This window comes from Trinickia symbiotica (genome assembly GCF_002934455.1).
Lineage (GTDB): Bacteria > Pseudomonadota > Gammaproteobacteria > Burkholderiales > Burkholderiaceae > Trinickia > Trinickia symbiotica.
The window spans coordinates 42189-63359 of the sequence record NZ_PTIR01000026.1 but is presented as its reverse complement, the minus strand read 5'-3'; the positions used below and the strand labels follow the sequence as shown (position 1 = coordinate 63359).

Here is a 21171-nt window from a genome sequence, read left to right as displayed (position 1 = left end):
GACATCTGATCGAAGAAACCACTGACGAACAACCAACAAGCGCCGATTCAGGCTAATGCTTCGAGTGGGATGAAGATCAACCCATTTCGGCCCGGGTAGCTGACCACCGCGTGCTCCTTCCATACTAAAACGGCCCTCGGACCATTGGGTGCGTCACCAAGGAATATGCTTTTCTTTACTTGCAGGGATGTCCGATCCAGAGCTACAAGTTCGCGATTGTTTCTGTTCACTGACAGCAGCGAGTTACCCGCCAGGGCCTGTGACAAAGGGTCTGCCCACGGAAACGAATTGTTCCAAGGGCTCGGTGCAAAGCGAATGTCTTGAATCAGCTCACCGGAGTTGGCCTCCAGTACGCAGATACCTCGCATGGACTGAAACATGCCGACATAGAGACGATTGTAACGATCGTCGTAGGTAAGGCACGCCGGGGTAGCATCGTCAGCCCTGCCATTACTAATCTCGGCAAGTTGCGAATTCGCGCCGTATGCGTTCTGGCTGAGATCGTAAATTGCCAAATAACAGTTGGCGTGCGGATACCCCCTTCCTTCGATATGCCCACCCCGTTGGATGCCGATATAAAGCAGGGGTCGCACCGGATGCCTCAGGAGCGACATGCAGCCCCGACCATCGGCTGGATATGCAACGGTCGTGAACGCATACGTCGCACTGTCGATGATGTAGAACTGATTGAGACGATTGCTCGCGAAATAGACTGTCTTTTCGTCTGGTGACACCGCGAGCTGCCCTTCGCCACCGCCTGGCACAGAAATCCTTTTGACGATGGCATGCGTAGCTAGATCAATGACGAGAATCACGTCGGAGAAGACCTGCCCCACAAACAGGCGGCCATCCGCAACAGCCAAACTCCCAGGAGGATGGCCTTGAATCTCCCGGGCCCCACTTTGCGGAGAGATCGTTTCGTATTTATCTAAGTCGATGGTACGCACGATCGCCTTGGAAGATGGATTGACAATCGAAATACTGCGTCCCGCCCAGTTTGCGGTAGTGATGAATTCACCGTGTAAGAGCAAATCCTGTGGTTCAGCTCGTTCCGGAAACTGATAAATAGCCGCCGCCTCGCCCTGGCCATTTAGCGTAAGCGGAACTTCGGACGCAGCAGCGACTGCCGTGCGGGCGAAATCTTCCAGTGAAGTTACCAGTGTGATATTTGTTCCACGCGCAGCGTCCTGGGCGCCAGACTGAAACCCTGCTTCACTGATCATGATGCCGCGATCGGCACCAAGATCGTCGACGATGCTTTTGAGCGCGAGCACCTTTTCCTTCGGCACGCGACTTGTCCATAGCTTGCATTCGATTACCCAAGTACAAACGATGCCAGAACGAACAAAGGTTACATACACGTCAATGTCGTGTGACGCACGGACGCCTTTTGCGCGGTAGTCCACCTGGGCATTGCACCCAAGGCGTCGAAAGACTTCTGCCGCGGCCTCTTGATAGGCTCGCCAATCTGGATAAGCCATGTTCTCCCCAAATCGACATGCTTGCGGCGATACAGCCTGTCTGGCGTCAACTACAACCGCCGGCGGCAGTAGTCATTGTCGTCCGACAGACGGCTGAACAGTTCGCCGGGGCCGGCACGCTTCTATCTCTTTTTGCGGATCCGGTCACCGATCCGCTCTAGCTCCCTGGACGGTCCAAATGCACCGGAGAGAATTTCGACGTCGCGTTCCGTCAGACTCTCCGTACTCAGCCCCTTCAGTGCAACGTTGCCGACTAGCCGGTTCGCCATTGCAGCTGCACCGCCCTTGATAGTTTCCGTCCCGAGCTCATGGAACCGGCCCATCAGGCCGCGGGCCAGCTCCGAGCGTGCCTCGCCATCGTGTATCAGCTTTTCGATGGTCTGCTCGCTGTCGAAAATAGCGGCCGAGGTAGCCTCACTGCTCTGCACGCCCAGAGCAGGAGGAATGAGGTCAACGAAGAATCCCTTGCCAAGCGTCCAGAGGCGGGAGATGGCTTGCCTCCAGAGCCTTGCACGTTGTGCATCAACAATGTTGACATCGACGAGCAGATCATTCAGCAACGCGCGCCCGTCGTCGTCCTGAGCAGAAAGCCACGCATTCAGGGCAAGATCAGCATCCCCCTCTACCTGAATGGCACCGCGGCGAAGCAGCGCTACCGCAACTGCCCGACGTACGTCATCCCCGGCTTGTCGTGACACGACCTGCCATGCCGCGCGAAGCGTGGCTATCTGCTCCGGCTCACTGGTGTTCAGCGTGCTCACGAGCCCATCAATCTGCTCGAGCGACAGCGAGGGATATCGACGAAAAAACGGCAATGCGAGACGCGGCTCGACCTTCCAGAGAGCGCATGCGGTATCGATGAGGCGTGCGCGCCTGTCCTGCCCTACCAAACCACGGTCGAACATGTCGGAAACGGAGGCAAGCACATCGTCTTTCACTGTGGCCGCCTGGCTGATTGAGGTGGCACAGGCCTCATCAAACAGAACCGATGGATCGTACGGCGCAAGCGCTGGCGCCGACGCAGGCCAGCGACCTACCATCTCCCGATGCAGCCGCGCGTAGTGACTCGGATAGTTTTTGGCCTGCTGGAAGAGTTGCTGCAGAGAGCTTCCGAGCGTTGAGGGTGTTGCATGGATAAGCACTTTTGCGATGGGCGGAAAAATCGATTTAAGATAGTTCTCGTTCGCGCCCCGGTTGGCGAGATTGCTCAAGGCACTGTCAAGGTGCCCCTTGAATGGCGCCGCGCCCCAGCTAGGGGCGGGAAGCCCGATGACGAACGCTGAGTAACGGTCTGCCATTGCATCGTTAATCGGATCCGTGCTCAATATGGTGGTCGCTGTATTCGCGGCTGCGGCCTTAAGGCTGTCATCCTCTCCGAGCAAGAGCTCTGTCAGCATCTCAAGGCACGGCAACGGCAGGTCCGAGATAATCCGCGGCACCCAAGTGGTCAACACCGCGGTGGCCTTAGCCGTATTCACCCGACGCAGCTGAGAGACGACGTCGCACGCGAGCCGGGCGTGAGCATCCTTGCGACTCCACGCTGTTGCAAGCTCGACGAGATACTGCAGCGCGCTGTCGTCGAGCGACCCTATCCGTGTGACAACCAGCTTCATCAGTGCGCGGAATGCCTCATGAACACCAACCTCGGAACTGTTGTCCGTGAGGTCGTGCAGCAGGCGGGCGGCGAAGGCGCTGACGAATGACGAGATTTCGGCATCCGTGGCGTGCCCTTCGTTGGATACGGCGACCTTGCAGGCGACTCTCACCGCATGCGGCTGAGTGAGCTTCACAAATCGGCACACTATCGGCCACGTAGCGCGACGTGCCTCTTCTCCGAGCGCCATCTGTGCGCAGAACACGCTGCTAGCACGTTGCATCGCGGCATCCATGTCGAATGCCGCCGGCTCTGCCTTTTCGAGTTCATTGGCAAGCGCGTCCACGTAGCGCGTCCCCAGCGAACTGGCGATACTACCTGTGTCGACGGAAAGCCATGACTCCAGTTCATCAAAACCGAGCTGCCTGGATGCATTATGAATACGAACATTTCGAGCCAGCAACCAGTCCAAGAACAGCGCATCTTCCCTCGCTTCCAAGCCCTGCTCCGCGCGCACACGACTTGCAAGCGCAACAATGATTTTGACCATCTCAACTGCCTCGTCTAGGCTCGGCGTCTGGCCAGAGTCAAGCTTGAGGCCCAGGTCGTCGTCGTCCACCATCGCGTCACCAACGAGTCGAGAGGTCACGGCACGTTGATCGGGTCCTGAGGCTTTGGCGAGCAGCCCCCTGATTCTTGCAGGTCCTAGTTGCGCACGCAGATCCGGACTGTCGTCAATCGTCCTGCAAAGCTCGTTTAGCACCTGTGTGAGAGGCGGCTCCGGTATCCGCTCGATTACGTCCGCTATCACGCGTGCGCCGTTTGTGCGGCGTGCTTCCGTTTCCCCCCTCATATCTTCGAAGAGGTTGTACAGGTTCTTTGCCTGCTCCACGCTCAGCGGCGCAACATCATGGTGCCTGCCCAGCCCCTCGAGGACGCCATCCGTGTCGCCGGATACGAAAGCGTTTCGCAGGGGGGCGATCTTCGGTCCCAGCCTTCTGGACACAGGATCTTCGGAGAGCAGTAGCAGGCTTTGTAGTGGTTGGGGCCATCGAACGCCGACGAGCCCGGCCAGAAACTGACGTAGTGGCCGGTATTCGGGTCGCAACTGCGGTTTCTGTTCAGCGGCAGCCTGCTGCCCGCCCGAAGCCGGCTCGGACAGGTACTTATCGGCGAGGATTCGCCGGATGGATTCCGGGCGCTCGGATAGACTTTGCCCTCTCACGACAACTTCTGTGAAGTGAAAGAGAAGCTCGGGTTCATCCTGCACCTCGCGATAAAAATCCGGAAAGCTCACCTTCAGAGCTGAAAGCGCGCCTAGAGATATGGGATGATCGGTGACAGCACCTTCGTGCAGCCCACCGGCGCGATCGCTGCCGACCCCGTCGGCTTCACGCTTCTTCGCCAGCCACCAAGACTGCTCGAATGCGTTGACGATCTGTAGCGCATTTCGCGGATCCTGTACGCCCGCATGAATCATTCGGTCAACAACGGGCGCGAGAGGCACGCCGCGCGCTGCAAGATCGGCCGCAACGCCGCCCATGCTTTCGAGTTTCCGGGTAGCAAAGTCTCGCATGTCGTTACGCGGTGACGGTGGGATCTCCAGGCGGAACTGGAAAATACGATCAAGGTACCGCCGAGCATCAAACCGGTTGAACACCGTCGCGGGCAAATCGGCCGAGCGCCTGCCTTTGGCCAGCGCATCTGCAATCTTCCCTTCGTCGCACGAAATGACGAATACCAGGCCCAGTCCCTTTGGAAGGCGCCCTTTAGGGATCTCCATGAACGTGCGTACACCATCCAGACCGAGCACCATCTCTTCCGCCGACAACCTGTCCAGATCATCCACGAACACAACCAGCCGCTCGCATTTCTTCCCGCTCCGCCCGTCGGGAGACTCGTCTTTTCCGTCCTTGTAGCGGGCCAGCTGTTCAAGCAACATGTCCTCGTACTGCTCAGCAGTAGTGCTGGGTAGCGTCACGCGCGTCACGGCAGACGTCGCCTTCACTTCTGGTGGCTTCACGTGCTTGAGCACGTATCCAAACAGAATCGCCACGCACAACGTCAACGTCGCCTTGGTCACGTCATGACCGGCGCCAAAAACCAGGTTGCTGGCGGCGAGAACGATGATGAATGCGACCATGACTGCCAGCACAGCGGGAATCGGCAGCATCCAGGACCAAAGCGTTTCCCAGAAGTATTTGAGCGTCGGTTTGGGCTGCTCCGTGACGTGGCTGATCTGGCGGAAGAGCCGGTCCTGCAGGCTTTCCTCGCGACCTCCGAGCTCAAGGAACACATGGCGAAGAAGCGCCCGCTTGATGTCCTGGTCACGTCCGCCAAAGCGCCATGCATTAAACGTTATGCACTGAATCTTGTCCGATCGCCTCGCGCCCTGATGCTTTGTGGCATCGTTTCGAAGCTCGGCCATGTACATCTCTTTGATACTGCTCTTACCCGTGCCCCAGCCACCGAGAACGCCAATGCTAAACGGTGTCGGGTGATCCTCCGACTCGATCAGACTGCGTAACGCGAGTGCGAAATGGCGGTGACCAAACGCATCGAGTTGCGCGTCCGCGATCTCCCGGTCTAAAACCGATGGCATTTCGCCGGCGGTGGGATTTTCTCTTTTCATGGCCTTCTTTTAATAGCGTTGTTCTGACATGAAGATCGATCCAAAACCTACTCGATTCGGTTGTGTCCACGTGGTCTGGATCGAAACCGACAGCATCTGTCACCGGCGGTCCCCAAAGACCGAGTCGCGCGCGAACGGTTTCGCCCTGCATGCGGTGTGCGTTCAGACATAGCTAACGGCATGATACTCCGCCGGAAGCCTGAAACGGCACCCCGGCACCTTGTACGGCGCCATAACTACATCGGTACACACTTCCGTCGCGTCAGCCGCCACGCGCCCGCACATTGGTAGACCGGACTGCCGCACTTTTTCGTCGATCACGCGTGTTTTTCCTCGCCATCCGGTCGCGCTATTACATCCAGACCGAAACATTCCTATCTCAACTGGACGCCTCCCGACGCTTATCCTCGGGACCGGGGTTTCTCGCCGCGCGTCGAGCCGCGTACCGCGTTTCGCCCCTGTCGGGCGTCAACCCTGGCGCAGCTGTCAACCCCGGTAGCTTCTACGCGGCACCTCATACCCGGTCACCCTCGGCACGGCATGCACCCGACTCCCAGCTCCCCGCCCTTGACCCGCGACCGTAGCCGATAGCGGGCAGGCATCAAGGGGCGAGGGACCGTGTTGCCCGCACCCCTCCCTCGCCTTTTTCCTTGACGCCTGCCCGCTATCGGCTCCTCCAGTCGCACGGGCGGTAACCCGGGAGCCTGGCGGCAGCAAAGCCAACCCCGAGTTCCACCGGGAGGTGTCCGGCCGCAACGGCAAGTCACGTCCCTTCGCCCGATTCAGGTCTTCAACCTTGACTGCGGAGAATTGCCATGCAACTCGCTTCCTATTTCCGTTACGGCTCCCCGATGCTGCGCGCTGACTCGCCCCTCTCGGACGATCAGATTCGGCGCGTTGCCCCCTCCATCTTCGCGGACGGCAAGCATGAAAGCCGTTCGGAGCGCTACACCTACATTCCCACCATCGATGTGCTGCGCGGCCTACGCAAAGAAGGCTTTCAGCCATTCATGATCTGCCAAACCCGCGTGCGCGATGAGGGCAAGCGTGAATTCACCAAGCATATGCTCCGGCTGCGGCATGCCGATCAAATCACCGGTGAGGAAGCCGATGAAATCGTGATGCTGAACTCGCACGACGGCACGAGCAGCGATCAAATGCTCGCCGGCACATTTCGGTTTGTGTGCCAAAACGGCATGGTCGCGGGCGACAACATCGCCGATATCCGAGTGCCACACAAAGGGAACGTCGTTCAGAACGTGATCAACGGCGCGTTCGACGTGCTCGACGGCTTCGACCTGATCCGCGAACAGAAGGACGGCATGCGCACTGTGACGCTCGATCGCGACGAACAACACGCGTTCGCCCGCTCCGCCCTCGCATTGCGCTACGACCCGACCGACGCCGAAGCACCCGCGCCCATCACCGACAGCCAACTGCTCGCCCCGCGCCGCTTCGAGGATCGCCGCGACGACTTATGGACCGTCTTTAACCGCGTGCAGGAAAACCTCACGAAAGGCGGTCTACATGGGCGCTCGCGCTCCGGCCGCTCCATGTCGACGCGTCCCATCACCGGCATCGACCAGAACGTGAAGCTCAACCGCGCGCTGTGGATGCTCGCCGACGCCATGCGCCAGATGAAGGCGTAGCGAATTCGGGCGGCGCACGCACGCCGCCCCGGCTTTCAGCCTCTGCGCCAGACCGCCCGTCGGGTCACGTTCTGACGCATTCGCACTGCACTGGCCCGGCACCCTCTTTCCAACTTTCTGGAGTAGATCATGCAAGCCACAATTCTCGAAACCGTCAGCGCCGCCGCTGACGCCGTCAAATCCGCAACCGTGCTCGAAACGAACTTCGGCGACGAGCAACCGGTCGCGACCGTGCCGTACTCGAGCCTGCGGCGCTCGCCGCTGAATGTCCGCACGAAACCTCTCGCCGGAATCCCCGGACTCGCCGCCAACATCCACGCGAAAGGGTTGCTGCAAAACCTCGTGGTCCCCGAAATCAAAGGCTCGCGCGGGAAACACCGCAAATACGGCGTCTGCGCAGGCCAGCGCCGGGAGGCCGCACTCGACTTGCTGTTCGAGCAAAAGCATATCTCCGCCGACTATCCGGTACCCGTGCGGATCGTTAGCGAAGGCGAAGCGCTGGCAATTTCACTGATCGAAAACAGTGAGCGCGAGGGACTGGATCCGTTCGACGTGTTGCGCGCCTACCGGATGCTGGCCGAGGAAGGCCGCAGCGTCGATTACATCGCCGCACTGTTTTCCGCCTCACCAATCACGGTTAAACGGCGCATGAAACTCGCCCACGTGTCGCCCAAGCTGCTCGCGCTGCTGCGCGAGGACGCGATCACGCTCGACCAACTAGCCGCGCTCGCCCTCGCTGACGATCACGAAACGCAGGAACGTCTCTGGTTCGAGGCAAACGAGTGGCAGCGTCAGCCGCATTATTTGCGGCAGGCGATCACGCGCGCGGAGATTGACGCGAGCCGAAGCCGTCTCGTGCGTTTCGTTGGCCTCGCGGCCTACGAAACAGCAGGTGGCTATGTGCGTCGCGACTTGTTCAGTGACGACGAAAACGCGGGCTACATTGCCGACGCCGACCTTCTGCAACGCTTGGTTGCGCAGAAGCTCGACACAGCCGCCGCCGAAATTCGCGCCGAAGGCTGGGGCTGGGTTGAAACGCGTGTCGAGCGAGACCTGCTGGAACTGAACCGCTACGGCAAACTGCAGCCGGTCCAACGCCCGTACACCGAGGACGAGCAGCGCGAAATCGATGCGCTTACTGCACAGCGCGATGAACTCACCGAAAAACTCGACGTACTGTCGGAGGACGATGAAAACGCCTACGAAGAAGCGGAACGCCTCGACCTGGACATCGAGCGAACGAGTACCGCAATCACGGCGATTGAGAGCCGCGCCGTCCGGTGGGATACGTCGCAGATGGCCGAGGCTGGCGCATACGTGATCGTCGGCTCACAAGGCGAACTCACCGTTGAACGGGGCCTCGTGCGGCGCGAGAACAGCGCGGCGCTGGACGCGGCAGGTGCGACCGTCACCGGTGTGCCCGTAGCCGACGCCCCCGACAGTGCGGACACTCAGGCTCCAAAGGCCAAACCCGTCCACAGTTCGAAGCTCTGCCAGCGGCTGACCGCGCATCGCGCCGCCGCCATCCATGCCGAACTGGTCGCGCAACCGGTTGTCGCGCTCGCAGCGCTGCTGCGACACCTGATCCCGCAGGCGCTACCCGAGCATTATGGCTATACGTCGGCGCCGGACTATCTGACTCTGTCCGGAGAAAACAATCACGACCGGCTGCTGCGTGCGGCAGACGACCTGCCCGAGAGTCAAGCATGGAACGCTATCGAAGCGCAGCGCGCACGGTGGGTCGAGGAACTGCCCGCGAAACGATCCGACCTGCTCCCTTGGTTGATCCAGCAAGACCCCGGCACGACGTTGCTCGATCTGCTCGCCTTCTGCACCGGGACGCTGCTCGACGGCATCCCGGGCGAGGAAGAGCCGCTTGCCATCAATACGCTCGCGCATGCGCTGAACCTCGATATGACCAAGTACTGGAAGGCAAACCGCATCACGTACTTCGACCATGTCAGTAAGGCTCGCATCGCCGAGGTCGTGTCCGCCGCTGTGTCACCGAAGGTGGCCGCTGATCTCGCGAAGATGAAAAAGGCTGACGCCGCTGCCGCCGCAGAAGTTCGCCTCGCCAACGTCGCATGGCTCCCGGAAATCCTCACCGATCGCGACACGCCGACTATGCCGTCGTGGACTGTCAGCGAGGACGCTGAGGACGAGGATGACGCCGGTACGGGGGAAGGCGGCAGGGACGCAGAGAGCGACGACGACGCCGATGCCGAGTCGGACTGTGGCAACGGCGAGAAGCACGTTAACAACACGCCTCGCTCGCCGGAAGCGCCTTCCGCTACCCACACTGAACAACCGCCGTGGCCCTTCCCAACTGCCACTACGCTGAACTCATCGCAAGCTGACTCGCGCACCGCGTAGCATAGGCCCTTGCCCCCGGCAGCGCGACACATCAGACGGCAGCGCCCTTTATGGCCTGCCGTCTGCCTGCCGGACCTGCACTGCACGACAGTCCGGGCCTACCAGGTGGCCCCCGATCCACCAACTTGCGCCCCCGCCGATAAGAACTAGTAGACAGAACGCCGCACCGCCAAACGCCATCATGCGATGCATCGAACGGGCGAAGCCCTTTTCCATTCGCCTCGCCATCGCCTCCACCCGCGCCGTCGACGCCTCGACTGTCCGTTCGAATGTGCGAATGGTGTCGTCCAATCGCTCACGTTGCTCGCGTGCCGAAGTCGCCGCCGCACCGATCAGCCGGTTACCTGCCATCCGCGAAACCCGATTCGACATGCGCTCGATCAAGACCGCCATCGCCGTCTCATTCACGCTCGCCAGCGCTGCCCGATACCGCGCCTCATGTTCCTCTATCAGGTTTTCCGCCAATTGGATTGTCGCCTTGCATCGCTCAAGCGCCTCCTGATGTTGCTGCATCAATGCATCGGTCGCGCAGCCAACCTCCCGACGCGCCGCTTCGAGGCTTCCCTCGCTTGCCCATCGGATGCGTTCGGGCATCGCCTCATACAGCCGTGCGTAGTATTCGAGCACAGCAATCATCGCCCATAGCGCGTCGTTATCTCGAAGATTCAGTGCGCCGGACACCCGGCGCATGCGTGCCAGGCTGGCCTCGTCCGGAACGTCGCCCGATACCTCGCGAAATAGGCGGATGAGCGGATCGACGGGCCTTGACCGCCTATTGCTCACGATCTGGCCCGTCAGTGCCGATCACTTTGGCGAACATCGCGTCGCACAACTCACGCCAGCGAAACAGCTCCGCTCGCTGCCCGATTTGCATCGTCTCGGCCGCCTTGCGGATCGAGATGCGTTGACTGCGCAACTCGTCGGCAACCCGATCCGCAAGATCAGGAAAATCAAGCGATCGGCCCTTCGTCTCGATCGACTTGCGAAGCTGCGATTCGTGATACAGCGCGAACTTGTCGGGCGTGCCGAAATATCCGTTGCGCACGACGTGCGTCACCGTATCGGGGAACGTCTGCCCGAAGATGTGTAGCAACTCCAAACTGTCTCGCTGCCTGTTAATCACCCATAGAACAACGAGTTGTCGTTCCAGTTCTTCGAGCGTCCGGGCCAGTGTGCCGCCATATCGGGCAACTCCCGTTTGATTGCGCGCCGCCGTGTTCACGATCACCGCAGCGCCCCTGTGTGTGTCGCAAAAGTTGACGAAGCCGATCCAGCCATCCGCATCGTCGAGATCGTACGCCGCACATTTCATCTCATCCCGAAGCGCTTTCATGACATCCGGATTGGACGTGTCCGTTTCGACGAGAACGGCGTGGGTGTCTCGCCGCTGCAGGTGATCTGCGAGTGCGAGCGTCACCATGCTTTTGCCTACGCCGCCCTTGCTGCCGCCGACCAGATATATGGGTTGGGTCGTATCCATGCTCGATCTCCTACAGGTTTTCGATATCAGGTCTGATCTCAAACGAGAACGCGTCCTGTATCTGCATCGATCCCGGCTGACTTACGCCCCTTTCCCTTTGTTGTCGTGTTTCGTCACGCGCATTTCCTGCGCGCTTTTCCGCTTTCTTTCGACCGGACGGCGGTTCTCCTTTACTCTTGCGTCGTGTATCCGTTTCCTGGGGGTCCGCATCGACAGGTGCGGGACGATACAGCGCATATTTGATCGCGCCGATGCTGACGTCGATTCCTTTCCGCTCGGCCTCCTGGACGATCTCTTCGAGCGTGTAGCCCTTCGCCTGCGTCGCTGCGATCTGCACGCGCTTCTCTTTCATTGCGTCGCTGACCGTGACGCGTTGCTCGTTCCGGGGCTTCTCGGGCAATGCTTCCAGCGTACGAAAAAAGTCGTCCCACTGCGCCCGCGTATAGCTCTTTGCACCCCGCACGATTCGCTCCCATACGTCGCCCTCGAGGTCATCATGCGAATCAATAAAAGGCTCGTCAATACCCTGTCCGACGCGCAATCAGCACTTCCGGAAGCGCTTGGAATACGGCGGAAATTGACGGAATAGGAAAATTTTTGTCGGGCTTTTTGCAAGCGAACGACTTCGAAGATCGAGGAGCGCAGACGGAACGGTGACTCCGCAAACTACCGCACGATCGTCGGCCAACTACAGGCACTACAGACCGCGAACTACGGTCGCCGAACATGCAACCGCAACGGAGGAAGCCGACAAACGTCAGCGTTCGCACTCGCCGAGTTCAAGGCGCACCGATGCAGACTACTTAACCGCACATCGCAAACCGAGCTGTCGCAGTGAGCAGACATCTGGCTGCAACCAGTCAGACTGTGACTGCCGATTGAAGCGACGCGAGGGAGCGCCCTTGTCAGATTCGTGGCCCGGGACTCACGAACTGTAGCGCGAACGGGAACGAACTCGCAGTGCCGACCTCACGAACCTAACTCGACCAGCCGACTGCACAGACCGGAGACGCGAGCAGACTTTCTGCAGGTGGCTAACGGAATAGCATGAACGACCTTGCAGACTCGACCGGCAGACCTCACGGAAAGCGTCGACGTAAGCAACAGAAAAACGATATTGAAAAAGTGATGGCAGGATAGGCTACCGCCGGTTTTGGGCACCATCGGCTATCATCTTTGGTGGGGTGACGGATAAAATGTCGCCCAAGACGCGGATCATGTTCAGCACCAAGTGCCCTAGTATGGGGGCGATGCGCGGCCGAAGCGAAGGCTTTGGGACCGACCGCCCGAGGAATCTGACAGCGGTCCGGACGTCGACTCCCGCCATGCGGCTCAAGCCGGCCAAACAGAGCGCACGACCACGACGCGTTGCTTGCGCAAAGACGCGACCTGCCGCGGTTTGATTGCATCACACTATGGAAAATGGCGCGCGCTCCGATGAGAGCGCGCAACTTTCTCCACACCGCGCCACCGATTCGAACTGCAAGCCTAAACCGGGCTGTAGACTTGCGAAAGCAGCAATTGCGATCGCGCCTCTCCGCCTTCTGGCGTGACTTGGGTTAGCGCGCGTGCTGCGCATTCCTGCGCCACACGACCGGGAATGCTTCGCAATCCAGGGGATCGCCATCGCGCGGAGCGCCATTGGCCGGAGGCGGGGGGGACATCTCTCCCGGCCGGCGCTGAAACCGAGCATCATCACCGGTCCAGCGCGTGGAGAGCACACGCCGGTCGGCCGTGTCGCTATTTCCTGCCGCTCCATGCAGGGTGAGACCATGGAACACCACTACGTCGCCTGGTTTCATAGCCCACCTCAAGATCTCGTAGCGATCTCGATCTGCTTCGACGTCCGGCAGGATCTCCCACCGCTGATCGTCGCCCTCGCGAAGAGATCCGGTCGTGAACCGCTGCGGTCGGTACCATTTGCCTGAAGCATGCGATTCGGCCACAAACTCGAGGGCCGTCTCGGCGGAAACCGCGCCCGTCGGCAGCCACATCGTGCAGAAATCGCGGCCATCTACTGGACTGTATGGTTGATCTTGATGCCATGGCGTCCGCTTCTCGACGCCTGCTTTTTTCACGAGCACATGGTCATGAAGAAAGTTAATTTTCGACGCGCACATCAACTCGCCCGCGATGATCTTGGCGGGAGAATTCAAGGCGAAGTCGCGAAACTCCTCGATACACCGCCAGTTATTGCTGTCTTGGAAAAACCCGCGCGATTCGCCGTCGACAAAGGCGTTAGGCCTGCTTGGCTTCTCCAGATTCTTCGTAATCCCTGCATCGACGGTCTTTATCCAATGTTCTGAGAAGACGCCTCTCAGGACAGTGGCACCCTTTTGGCGAAATTGTTCGATCTGCTCTGCGGACACGATCGGTTCCATGGCGTTTCTCCTTTCAGTTCCGACGGTACAGCTTGTACTCGGCACATACAATGTATCTCTTTTTTCATTACCAATCAACATGAATAGTCACATTCACTCCCGCTAACACCAGGCTATCGTGGTTTTGTCGTAACCGGGCAAGGACGACCGCGCCTGTCAAGTGACTGGGCGTCCCTGCCAGCATCCAACCGAGAAACGCGGCGAACGTGAAAAGAGGCCCCGGACGGCCTGGGCGGCTCCATAGCCGGCATGAAGATCGTTCGGGCTGCCCCAGCCCGTCGCGACAGTCTGTCGTCCCAAAACCGGTAGCGCGACATGGCCGCCGCCGAAAACCAAGGCTCCCGAACGGTAGAACGCGTCGAATGCCTTAATCGCATGGCTGGCGTCGATGGTGCCCACAGCGGGAAGCCCAAAGACAAGGAAGCAGAAGAGCGCCAGCGCGATGGCTCCGACCAGGCGGGAGACGCGAAATTCGTGAGCATGTCATTGCCACGCCTAGCACATTGCCTGATCCGGTTGTCCGGCATAATGCAAGCTCGAGCATCGCGCCGGACGCAATGACAATGAGTTCCGCGTACACTGTCGTTAGAACGCCGAACAGCGCCACCGCAACGAGCGCGATAGCTGCGCGACGCTGAGGTTACTCATGCACCAAGGACTCCTGAGTCCGCCCGTCAGAACCGAGGCAAGCGAGCGGCCGTAAGCCTGCCCCGATCTTCGCCCGCAGGAACTCAAATGTAATTGACGATGCGCGTGCGATGTCTTCGGGTTCGACGCCAGCGCCGTGGCCGCCGTCGTGCCATTCTAGATACCAGACTTCGCCATGTCCGAGTGCCTGCATTTTCGCTACCATCTTGCGTGCGTGCCCAGGATGCACACGATCGTCCGTCGACGACGACGTGAACAGAACCGGCGGGTAAGAGACGTCCGGCTTCACGTTGTGATAGGGCGAGTAAGCCATCAACATTCCGTAGTCATCGGGATTGTCGGGATCACCGAACTCATCGACCCATGAGGCTCCCCGCAGTAGCAGGTGAAAGCGTGCCATGTCGAGCACGGGCACTCGCGAGATAACGGCACCAAATAGCTCCGGGCGCTGAATCATGCACGCGGCAGTTAGCAGACCGCCGTTGCTTCCCCCCATGATGGCCAGCTGCTTCGGGGTGGTGACGCCGGAGGAGATCAATGCCTCAGCCACGGCAATGAAATCGTCAAACGCGACTTGGCGTTTCTCGCCTTTTGCGGCGAGATGCCACGCAGGACCGAATTCTCCCCCGCCCCGGATGCACGCAATCGCGTACACGCCACCCGGTTCGAGCCACGAGAATCCCATGGTGTCCACATAGGCAGGCGTATCGAGCGAAACTTTAAATCCGCCATATCCATAGAGCAGGCAAGGCCGAGGGTTGCCCTCAAGATCCGCTTTGCGACCGATGATCCAATAGGGAATCTGCACGCCATCGGAAGCTGTAGCATGTCGTCGCTGCGCGACGAATCCGGTTGCATCGAACCGCGCGGGAGCCCGTCCCAGCGGGCGCCAGGGGGCATCGCTGGCGAGATCGGCAAGATACAGCTTAGGTGGCGTCAGGAAATGATAGGCGCAAATCAGTACTGTGTCATCGCGAGCGCTGTCGACGGCGCTCATCCACGCCTCGCAGCCGGCCGGCAACGGAAACACTCGCGCCTCCCACGTTCCGTGAGCCAAAGCCGACGGACGCCAGAGCGTCACATGGGTAACGCTTTCGCTCTTGTGAGAGACGATCAGCCAGTGCTTCGTGTACCGCACACACGATAATACGTCCCTTTCCGCTGGCACGAAAAGTATTGCGAAATGGCGGTTTCCGTCGAGAAACGCGTCACGTCGAATAGCCAATAACGATCCACCTGGATATATCGCCACACCGACCTTCCAGTCAACGCATGGCATAACGAACAGCCATTCGTTCCACTCGAACAGTCTCGCATCGCGCGGCACATCGTACAGCCGCCATTCGCCAGCCGACTCGTCGAGCCAGAATCGCTCCGATTGGGAGAATGTCGTGCTGCGCGATGCGGTATGACGTGCCCGGATCGGGTCATAACGCGCCGACGCGGACAAATCGTCGACCTCACATTCGAACACCACCGGCGCATCTGCCACCGAGGTGCCGCGCTTCCATCTCCGTACCTGCCGCGGATAGCCAGCGTGCGTGAGCGTGGGAGCCGCGTTTGCCGCACGGTCATCCCAGCTCACATAGACCGTCTCCCGATCGATCCATTCAACGCTGTGATGGCCGGGCTCGCGCAGCTCGAACCCATTCTCGACAAACGCGCGCGCTCCTATATCGAACTCGCGCACGATGTGAGCGTCCGCCCCGCCGGGTGAAAGAAAGACCAGCGCCCGATCGGCAGTAGGGTAGATAAGACGAAAGCCGGCTAAAGTCCACCGGGTATCGTCGCTGTTTCTATTGTTCAAGTCAATCGCATCGATCTCCAGCAGCACTTCCCATTCGGGGTTCCCCTCGATCCAGGCTTTCCAGGGCGTACGCCGCACAAACCCGAGTGGATGTGCTTCATCAAGCCAACTGTTGTAAGCCCAGTTGCCCCAGCGTGAGCACGTGACAATGCGGTCTTGGGCCATCATAGACTCGATGAGCCGTTTGGTCAGCGCGTCGTTGTTTGCGCTGTGTCCGTAGGCTTTCATGGTGCGTTCCGTTTGCATACGAACCCATGAGTCGACAGCGGAGTCGTTAAGCTTCTCGAGACCGATATACGGATCCGCTGCATCTATGGCGACCACGTAGTTGGATTGCGAATTTGTCATATACCTTTTCCATTGCATTGATCCGGTACCTCCGGAAGGCAGGGGCTTCAGGATTGCAAGTCGCGCGATCCAGTTCAGCCATCGACCCGATTCGACGCGGTCGAGGCGAGCGAGTTCTGAGACGGTTTGTCGCACTGCGCAGCGCATCAATTGGCTACCGTCCGGCGAACGCGACTCGCGTATAACCGCTCCATTGAGCCCGAGGTTGGCTCGAGCTACGCCGCGATCGGCTTCGCAAGCTGACAGTTGCCGAGGCCGTTACATCCGACGACGCTCGCTCGCGACGCCACACACGGTCGACAACAAGGTCGAGCAAATCGACTATCGTGCTGCTATTGCCGTGGCGAAATGCGATGAAACGCGAGAAGTGCCGTAGCAAGTGTGACCTGAGTCATAAGCACCTCCAGGAATATGGAAGGCTTCCGCGCAGCAGATGCAAAGCTGTTGGAAAATCATTTTCGGGAGAACTGATGTTCGACGGTCGGGTCCTTGGTCTCTTTCACTGTTACGGTACTTTGCAAAGCGTGGATGGCACTTTCGAATTCGGCGTGTGGTCCTCGCGGACGTGTGTGCTACCCACGAACATATACATGGCCGGTACCACGAACAGGGTCAGCAGCGTACCGACACCAAGACCTGCGAAGATCACCAGCCCCATGTCATGCCGCCCCGCAGCGCCAGCACCGGAAGCCCACACCAGCGGAGCGACGCCGAGCACCATTGCCGCCGTAGTCATGAGAATCGGGCGAAGGCGTACCCCCGCCGCTTCCTCGATCGCGTGCCGTTTAGATCGGCCAGCGCGCTGCAACTCGTTGGCAAATTGCACGATCAGGATGCCGTGCTTGGTGATCAGCCCCAACAAGGTGACCAGGCCGACCTGCGTGTACACGTTGATCGACGCAAATCCGGTGGTAATGAAGGCGAGCGCGCCGAAGAGCGCGGGCGGGACCGAAAAGAGGATGACAACTGGATCGCGGAAGCTCTCGAACTGGAATGCAAGCGCCAGATACACGATGACGATCGAGAACAGCAAAAGCCCGAGAAATCCTCCGGATTCTTCAACGAACTGACGCGACTCACCTGAGTAGTCGGCCGAATAACCGGGCGCCACCTTCTTTAGGATGGTTGTCAACTTCGGCAGCAATGCGCCCTGGGAAAGCCCGCTGACGCCCGAGATCGTCGCCGAATTGAATTGCTGGAAGTGGTTGATCGTTCGCGGCTGAACCGACGTCTCGATATGGGCCACGGTGCGCGCGGAAACCATGATCCCCGACGGCGTGCGGATATAGTTGTCGAGAACCTGGTCCGGATTGAGTCGGTCCACCTGCAGCACCTGTGGTATGACCTTGTACGAGCGTCCGGCGATCGAGAAGTAATTGACGTAGTTGCCGCCAAGCGCCGCCGACAGTGCCGCGCCAAAATCCGCCTCGGTCATGCCCATGATCGCGAGCTTTTCACGGTCGACGACGACTTCGGCCTTCGGTTTGTCGAGCTTGAGATCGACATCCGCGAACCAGAAGAGCTTCTCCTTCTGTGCCTCCGCCAACACGGCCTGGGTAACCTCGTTCAGCTTTTCCACCGGCTCGGTCGACCTGATGACGAACTGCACGGGCAGCCCCTGCGATCCCGGCAACGACGGCAGTGAAAAGGCGACAATCTGCGCGCCCGCCACGTCGCTCCATTTGCGCTGCAGGTCCATTACCACGTCGGTCTGCGTGCGTTCACGCCGATTCCAAGGCTTCAGCAGGACGCCGCCTAGCCCCTGGTTGAGCGCGGGAGTACCGGTCAGTTGAAACATCTGGCTGTACTCTGGCACTTTACGAGCAATGTCATACGCTTGATCGGCGATGCGCCTCATTTGCTCCGGGGACGCGTTGGCCGCGCCCTTGATCTGCATGAACACGATGCCTTGGTCTTCGGTCGGTGACAGCTCGCTATTTGCGGTAAACGCGGCTGCTCCCGCGAGCAGGGAGACGACGAAGCCGAAGGTGACCAGCACCGGCCATGCGTCAATTGTCCTGGCCAGGGCAGAGTGGTACCCGCGCAGCAGGCGGGCGAAAATGCGGTCCAGCAAGAGCGCTAAGCGCCCCTCATCTTCACCACTCCTGAGGAGACGTGAAGTCATCATGGGCGAAAGCGTCAGTGCGACCACCGCGGAGACCACCACCGCGCCGGCGAGCGAAAAGCAGAACTCTTTGAACAGCGCGCCGGTAAGACCCGTTCGCATGCCGATCGGTACGTAGGCTGCCACCAGCACGACGGTCATGGCAACGATCGGTCCACCGAGCTCGCGTGCCGCAATGAGCGACGCTTCACCCGCGCTTTTGCCCGCTTCCTTGATGTGCCGATCGGCGTTTTCAACGACGATGATGGCATCGTCCACGACGAGACCAATCGCGAGCACCAAAGCAAGCAACGTGAGCAGGTTGATCGAATAGCCGAGGACGAACATGAAGAACAACGTGCCAACGAGTGAAAGCGGTATCGCGATGAGCGGCACGATGACCGCACGGAATGAGCCGATGAACAGGAAAATGACGATCGTCACAATAACCAGCGCTTCAGCCAGCGTCTTGACGACTTCCTGGATCGACGTGTTGATGTACTCCGTGGAATCGTAGGCGATGGCGCCGGTCAGGCCGGAAGGCAGTTGCGACTGAAGTTCTGGAAAGGCCGAACGGACCTTCGAGGCAACCGTCACGACGTTGGCGTTCGGCGCGACCTTGATACCGACGAACACCGACCGTTTGCCCGAAAACGCAACGCTGGTGCTGTAGTCCTCCGCGCCGAGCGTGACGGTCGCGACGTCCTGGAGCCGGACGAGCGCGTCGCCACTTTGGTTGACGACCAGTTGCTTGAATTCGTCCACCTTGTGCAGATCGGTGCCGGCCGTCAAATCGACCGTGACCGTCTGACCTTTGGTCGAGCCGATCGTGGACAGATAGTTGTTGTTCGAAAGTGCGGCATAGACCTCACGGGCGGATACATGATGCGCGGCCAGTTTGGCAGGGTCCAACCAAGCGCGCAACGCGAACTGGCGCCCTCCCAAGATCTCCGCCGTCTGCACGCCCTCGATCGAGTCGAGCTTGGGCTTCAACACGCGAACGAGATAATCGGTGATGTTGTTGGTCGGTAGCACGTCGCTGTAGAAGCCGATGTACATGGCATCGGTAGTCTGGCCGACAGCGACGGACAAAACCGGTTGCTGGGCCTGCGCGGGCAATTGGCTGCGGACCGAGCTGATCTGCGTATTGATCTCGGTAAGCGCCTTCGTCGCGTCGAAATTGAGACGCAGGGTTGCCGTAATCGTCGATACGCCGGCCACGCTGGTTGACGAAAGGTAGTCAATGCCCTGAGCCTGAGCGATTGCCGACTCGAGCGGCTGAGTAATGAAGCCAGCAATCGTCGCCGCGTCGGCGCCGTTGTAATTCGTCTGGATGGTCACGACCGCGTTCTCGGTGCGCGGCCATTGCGAGACGGGCAGTCCGGTCATCGAGCGTAGACCGAGGATCAGGATCATCGCCGAGATGACTACTGCCCATACCGGCCGTTTGATGAAGGCGTCGGTAAATTTCATCACGGGTCTCACCGTTCTTGAGGCGTCGGGGACGCTTCGTTCGCGGGCGGATTACTGTTGTCGATCGCGACCGACGTACCGTTGTTGAGCTTCATCTGACCGCTGGTGATCACCAGGTCACCCTCTTTCAGTCCGCTCAAGATGGCGACCTGATCGCCTCGCGTCGCCCCCGCCCTGACGAAGGTCTGCTGCGCCGTAAGTACATCGAGCCCCTTCGCATTCTTTTTCTTCACTGCGACGAACATAGTGGTGCCGTACGGGTTGTAGGTCACCGCCGTCTGGGGAACCGTCAGATAGTGCTGCGCTGAGCCGGAAATGACGACTGCGCGGGCAAACATCCCAGGAAGCAGCAGCCGATTGGGATTCGGAACCGTTGCTTCGACCGTCAAGCTGCGCGTGGTCGGATCCACTTTGGTGTCGATAGCCGTCACCATGCCGCGGAACGTCTGGCCGGGCACCGCATCCGTGCTGACCGAGACGGCCTGGCCCTTCGCAATCTCGGACTTTTGATCCTGCGGTACGTTGAAGTCGATATAAATCGGATCGAGCGTGGTCAGGGTCGCGATCTTGTCGCCTGGATTGAGGTACTGCCCAGGATTTACGGTGGTGATACCGATGCGTCCGCCGAACGGTGCGGTAATGGACTTTTTAGCGACCAGCGCACGCTGCTGCTCGACGGCTGCACGCTTGGACTTCCAGTCGGCCTCGTCGGCATCCACCTGGGCCTGTGAAACGGCATTTGCCTCTAGCTGCGCCTTGTCCCGGTTCAAGACGGTTGCTGCCTGATCGGCAGTTGCTTCCTGCGAATGCAATTGGGCAACATCCGTATCCGCGTTGAGCTGCACCAGCGGCTCGCCGGCCGAGACGTCCTCGCCAGATTTGAAGGTAATACTGCGAACGATGCCGCCTATTTCAGTCGTCACGTCAACGCCGCGGAAGGCTTTCATCGATCCCACAGCGGATACAACAGGTTGCCAGTCGGTGAACCGGGCGGGAGCCGCAGTGACGACGGCGGGAGGCTGGGGCGCCTTTGCGTATGCAATCTGCCGGGAAATCTGAACGAACTTCGTCCCGCCGATGATCAGGACAATGACTAGGACGGCGCCAAGCATGATCAGCATTGGCCGCAACAGGCGGCGGCTGGTACGTCCACCAGACGCTTCCCGTTTAGCTGGGGGATGGAGCGCTTCCTCTTCCATGG

Annotated in this window: 12 protein-coding genes; 2 read left to right on the top strand and 10 right to left on the bottom strand. The window is 59.8% G+C overall.

Translation table 11 applies throughout. From position 1 onward, the window contains the following. Positions 1-47: 47 nt before the first annotated feature. Both B0G57_RS27195 and B0G57_RS27190 read right to left on the bottom strand, forming a co-directional pair. Positions 48-1481 (bottom strand): restriction endonuclease, encoded by a 1434-nt coding sequence (locus B0G57_RS27195; protein WP_102607280.1) that lies wholly within the window; start codon positions 1479-1481, stop codon positions 48-50. A gap of 122 nt (positions 1482-1603) precedes the next feature. Next, positions 1604-5707, bottom strand: coding sequence for a KAP family P-loop NTPase fold protein (locus tag B0G57_RS27190; RefSeq protein ID WP_223258752.1), 4104 nt, complete (start codon positions 5705-5707; stop codon positions 1604-1606). 815 nt (positions 5708-6522) lie between these two features. Here B0G57_RS27190 and B0G57_RS27185 point away from each other — a divergent pair. Next, on the top strand, positions 6523-7356 hold the full coding sequence (locus tag B0G57_RS27185) for a DUF932 domain-containing protein (RefSeq protein ID WP_102607281.1): 834 nt from the start codon (positions 6523-6525) through the stop codon (positions 7354-7356). Positions 7357-7485: 129 nt separating this feature from the next. Then, positions 7486-9729, top strand: a complete 2244-nt coding sequence (locus B0G57_RS27180; protein ID WP_102607282.1) for a ParB/RepB/Spo0J family partition protein — start codon at positions 7486-7488, stop codon at positions 9727-9729. Positions 9730-9777: 48 nt separating this feature from the next. Here B0G57_RS27180 and B0G57_RS27175 read toward each other — a convergent pair whose 3' ends face one another. The 8 genes from B0G57_RS27175 to B0G57_RS27140 all read right to left on the bottom strand — a co-directional run bounded on the left by B0G57_RS27175 (position 9778) and on the right by B0G57_RS27140 (position 21169). Then, a complete protein-coding gene (locus tag B0G57_RS27175) occupies positions 9778-10419 on the bottom strand; it encodes a hypothetical protein (RefSeq protein ID WP_399278959.1) in 642 nt (213 codons plus the stop codon). A gap of 82 nt (positions 10420-10501) precedes the next feature. Further along, a complete protein-coding gene (locus B0G57_RS27170; protein ID WP_102607284.1) occupies positions 10502-11209 on the bottom strand; it encodes a nucleotide-binding protein in 708 nt (235 codons plus the stop codon). Positions 11210-11219: 10 nt separating this feature from the next. Further along, positions 11220-11750 carry a hypothetical protein gene (locus B0G57_RS27165; protein WP_223258753.1) on the bottom strand — a complete coding sequence of 177 codons (531 nt, stop codon included), beginning with the start codon at positions 11748-11750 and terminating at the stop codon, positions 11220-11222. Between the two features lie 1018 nt (positions 11751-12768). Next, entirely contained in the window at positions 12769-13590 is an 822-nt protein-coding gene (locus B0G57_RS27160) for a phytanoyl-CoA dioxygenase family protein (RefSeq protein ID WP_102607285.1), read from the bottom strand. A gap of 156 nt (positions 13591-13746) precedes the next feature. Next, positions 13747-13989: a chromate transporter gene (locus B0G57_RS32445; protein ID WP_399278962.1), complete on the bottom strand. Its 243-nt coding sequence runs from the start codon at positions 13987-13989 to the stop codon at positions 13747-13749. Between the two features lie 241 nt (positions 13990-14230). Then, a complete protein-coding gene (locus tag B0G57_RS27150) occupies positions 14231-16393 on the bottom strand; it encodes a prolyl oligopeptidase family serine peptidase (RefSeq protein WP_102607286.1) in 2163 nt (720 codons plus the stop codon). Positions 16394-16898: 505 nt separating this feature from the next. Then, the gene (locus tag B0G57_RS27145) at positions 16899-19970 is read right to left on the bottom strand and encodes an efflux RND transporter permease subunit (protein ID WP_102607332.1); all 3072 of its coding nucleotides are present in this window, start codon (positions 19968-19970) and stop codon (positions 16899-16901) included. Positions 19971-19978: 8 nt separating this feature from the next. Continuing rightward, on the bottom strand, positions 19979-21169 hold the full coding sequence (locus B0G57_RS27140; protein ID WP_223258754.1) for an efflux RND transporter periplasmic adaptor subunit: 1191 nt from the start codon (positions 21167-21169) through the stop codon (positions 19979-19981). Positions 21170-21171: the final 2 nt, after the last annotated feature.

Bases quoted from the DNA above. Each gene is read 5' to 3' on its own strand.
- B0G57_RS27185 (WP_102607281.1), top strand. From the start codon at position 6,523: ATGCAACTCGCTTCCTATTTCCGTTACGGCTCCCCGATGCTGCGCGCT.
- B0G57_RS27170 (WP_102607284.1), bottom strand. From the start codon at position 11,209: ATGGATACGACCCAACCCATATATCTGGTCGGCGGCAGCAAGGGCGGC.
- B0G57_RS27160 (WP_102607285.1), bottom strand. From the start codon at position 13,590: ATGGAACCGATCGTGTCCGCAGAGCAGATCGAACAATTTCGCCAAAAG.
- B0G57_RS27190 (WP_223258752.1), bottom strand. From the start codon at position 5,707: ATGAAAAGAGAAAATCCCACCGCCGGCGAAATGCCATCGGTTTTAGAC.
- B0G57_RS27150 (WP_102607286.1), bottom strand. From the start codon at position 16,393: ATGACAAATTCGCAATCCAACTACGTGGTCGCCATAGATGCAGCGGAT.
- B0G57_RS27175 (WP_399278959.1), bottom strand. From the start codon at position 10,419: ATGCGCCGGGTGTCCGGCGCACTGAATCTTCGAGATAACGACGCGCTA.
- B0G57_RS27140 (WP_223258754.1), bottom strand. From the start codon at position 21,169: ATGGAAGAGGAAGCGCTCCATCCCCCAGCTAAACGGGAAGCGTCTGGT.
- B0G57_RS27180 (WP_102607282.1), top strand. From the start codon at position 7,486: ATGCAAGCCACAATTCTCGAAACCGTCAGCGCCGCCGCTGACGCCGTC.
- B0G57_RS27195 (WP_102607280.1), bottom strand. From the start codon at position 1,481: ATGGCTTATCCAGATTGGCGAGCCTATCAAGAGGCCGCGGCAGAAGTC.
- B0G57_RS27145 (WP_102607332.1), bottom strand. From the start codon at position 19,970: ATGAAATTTACCGACGCCTTCATCAAACGGCCGGTATGGGCAGTAGTC.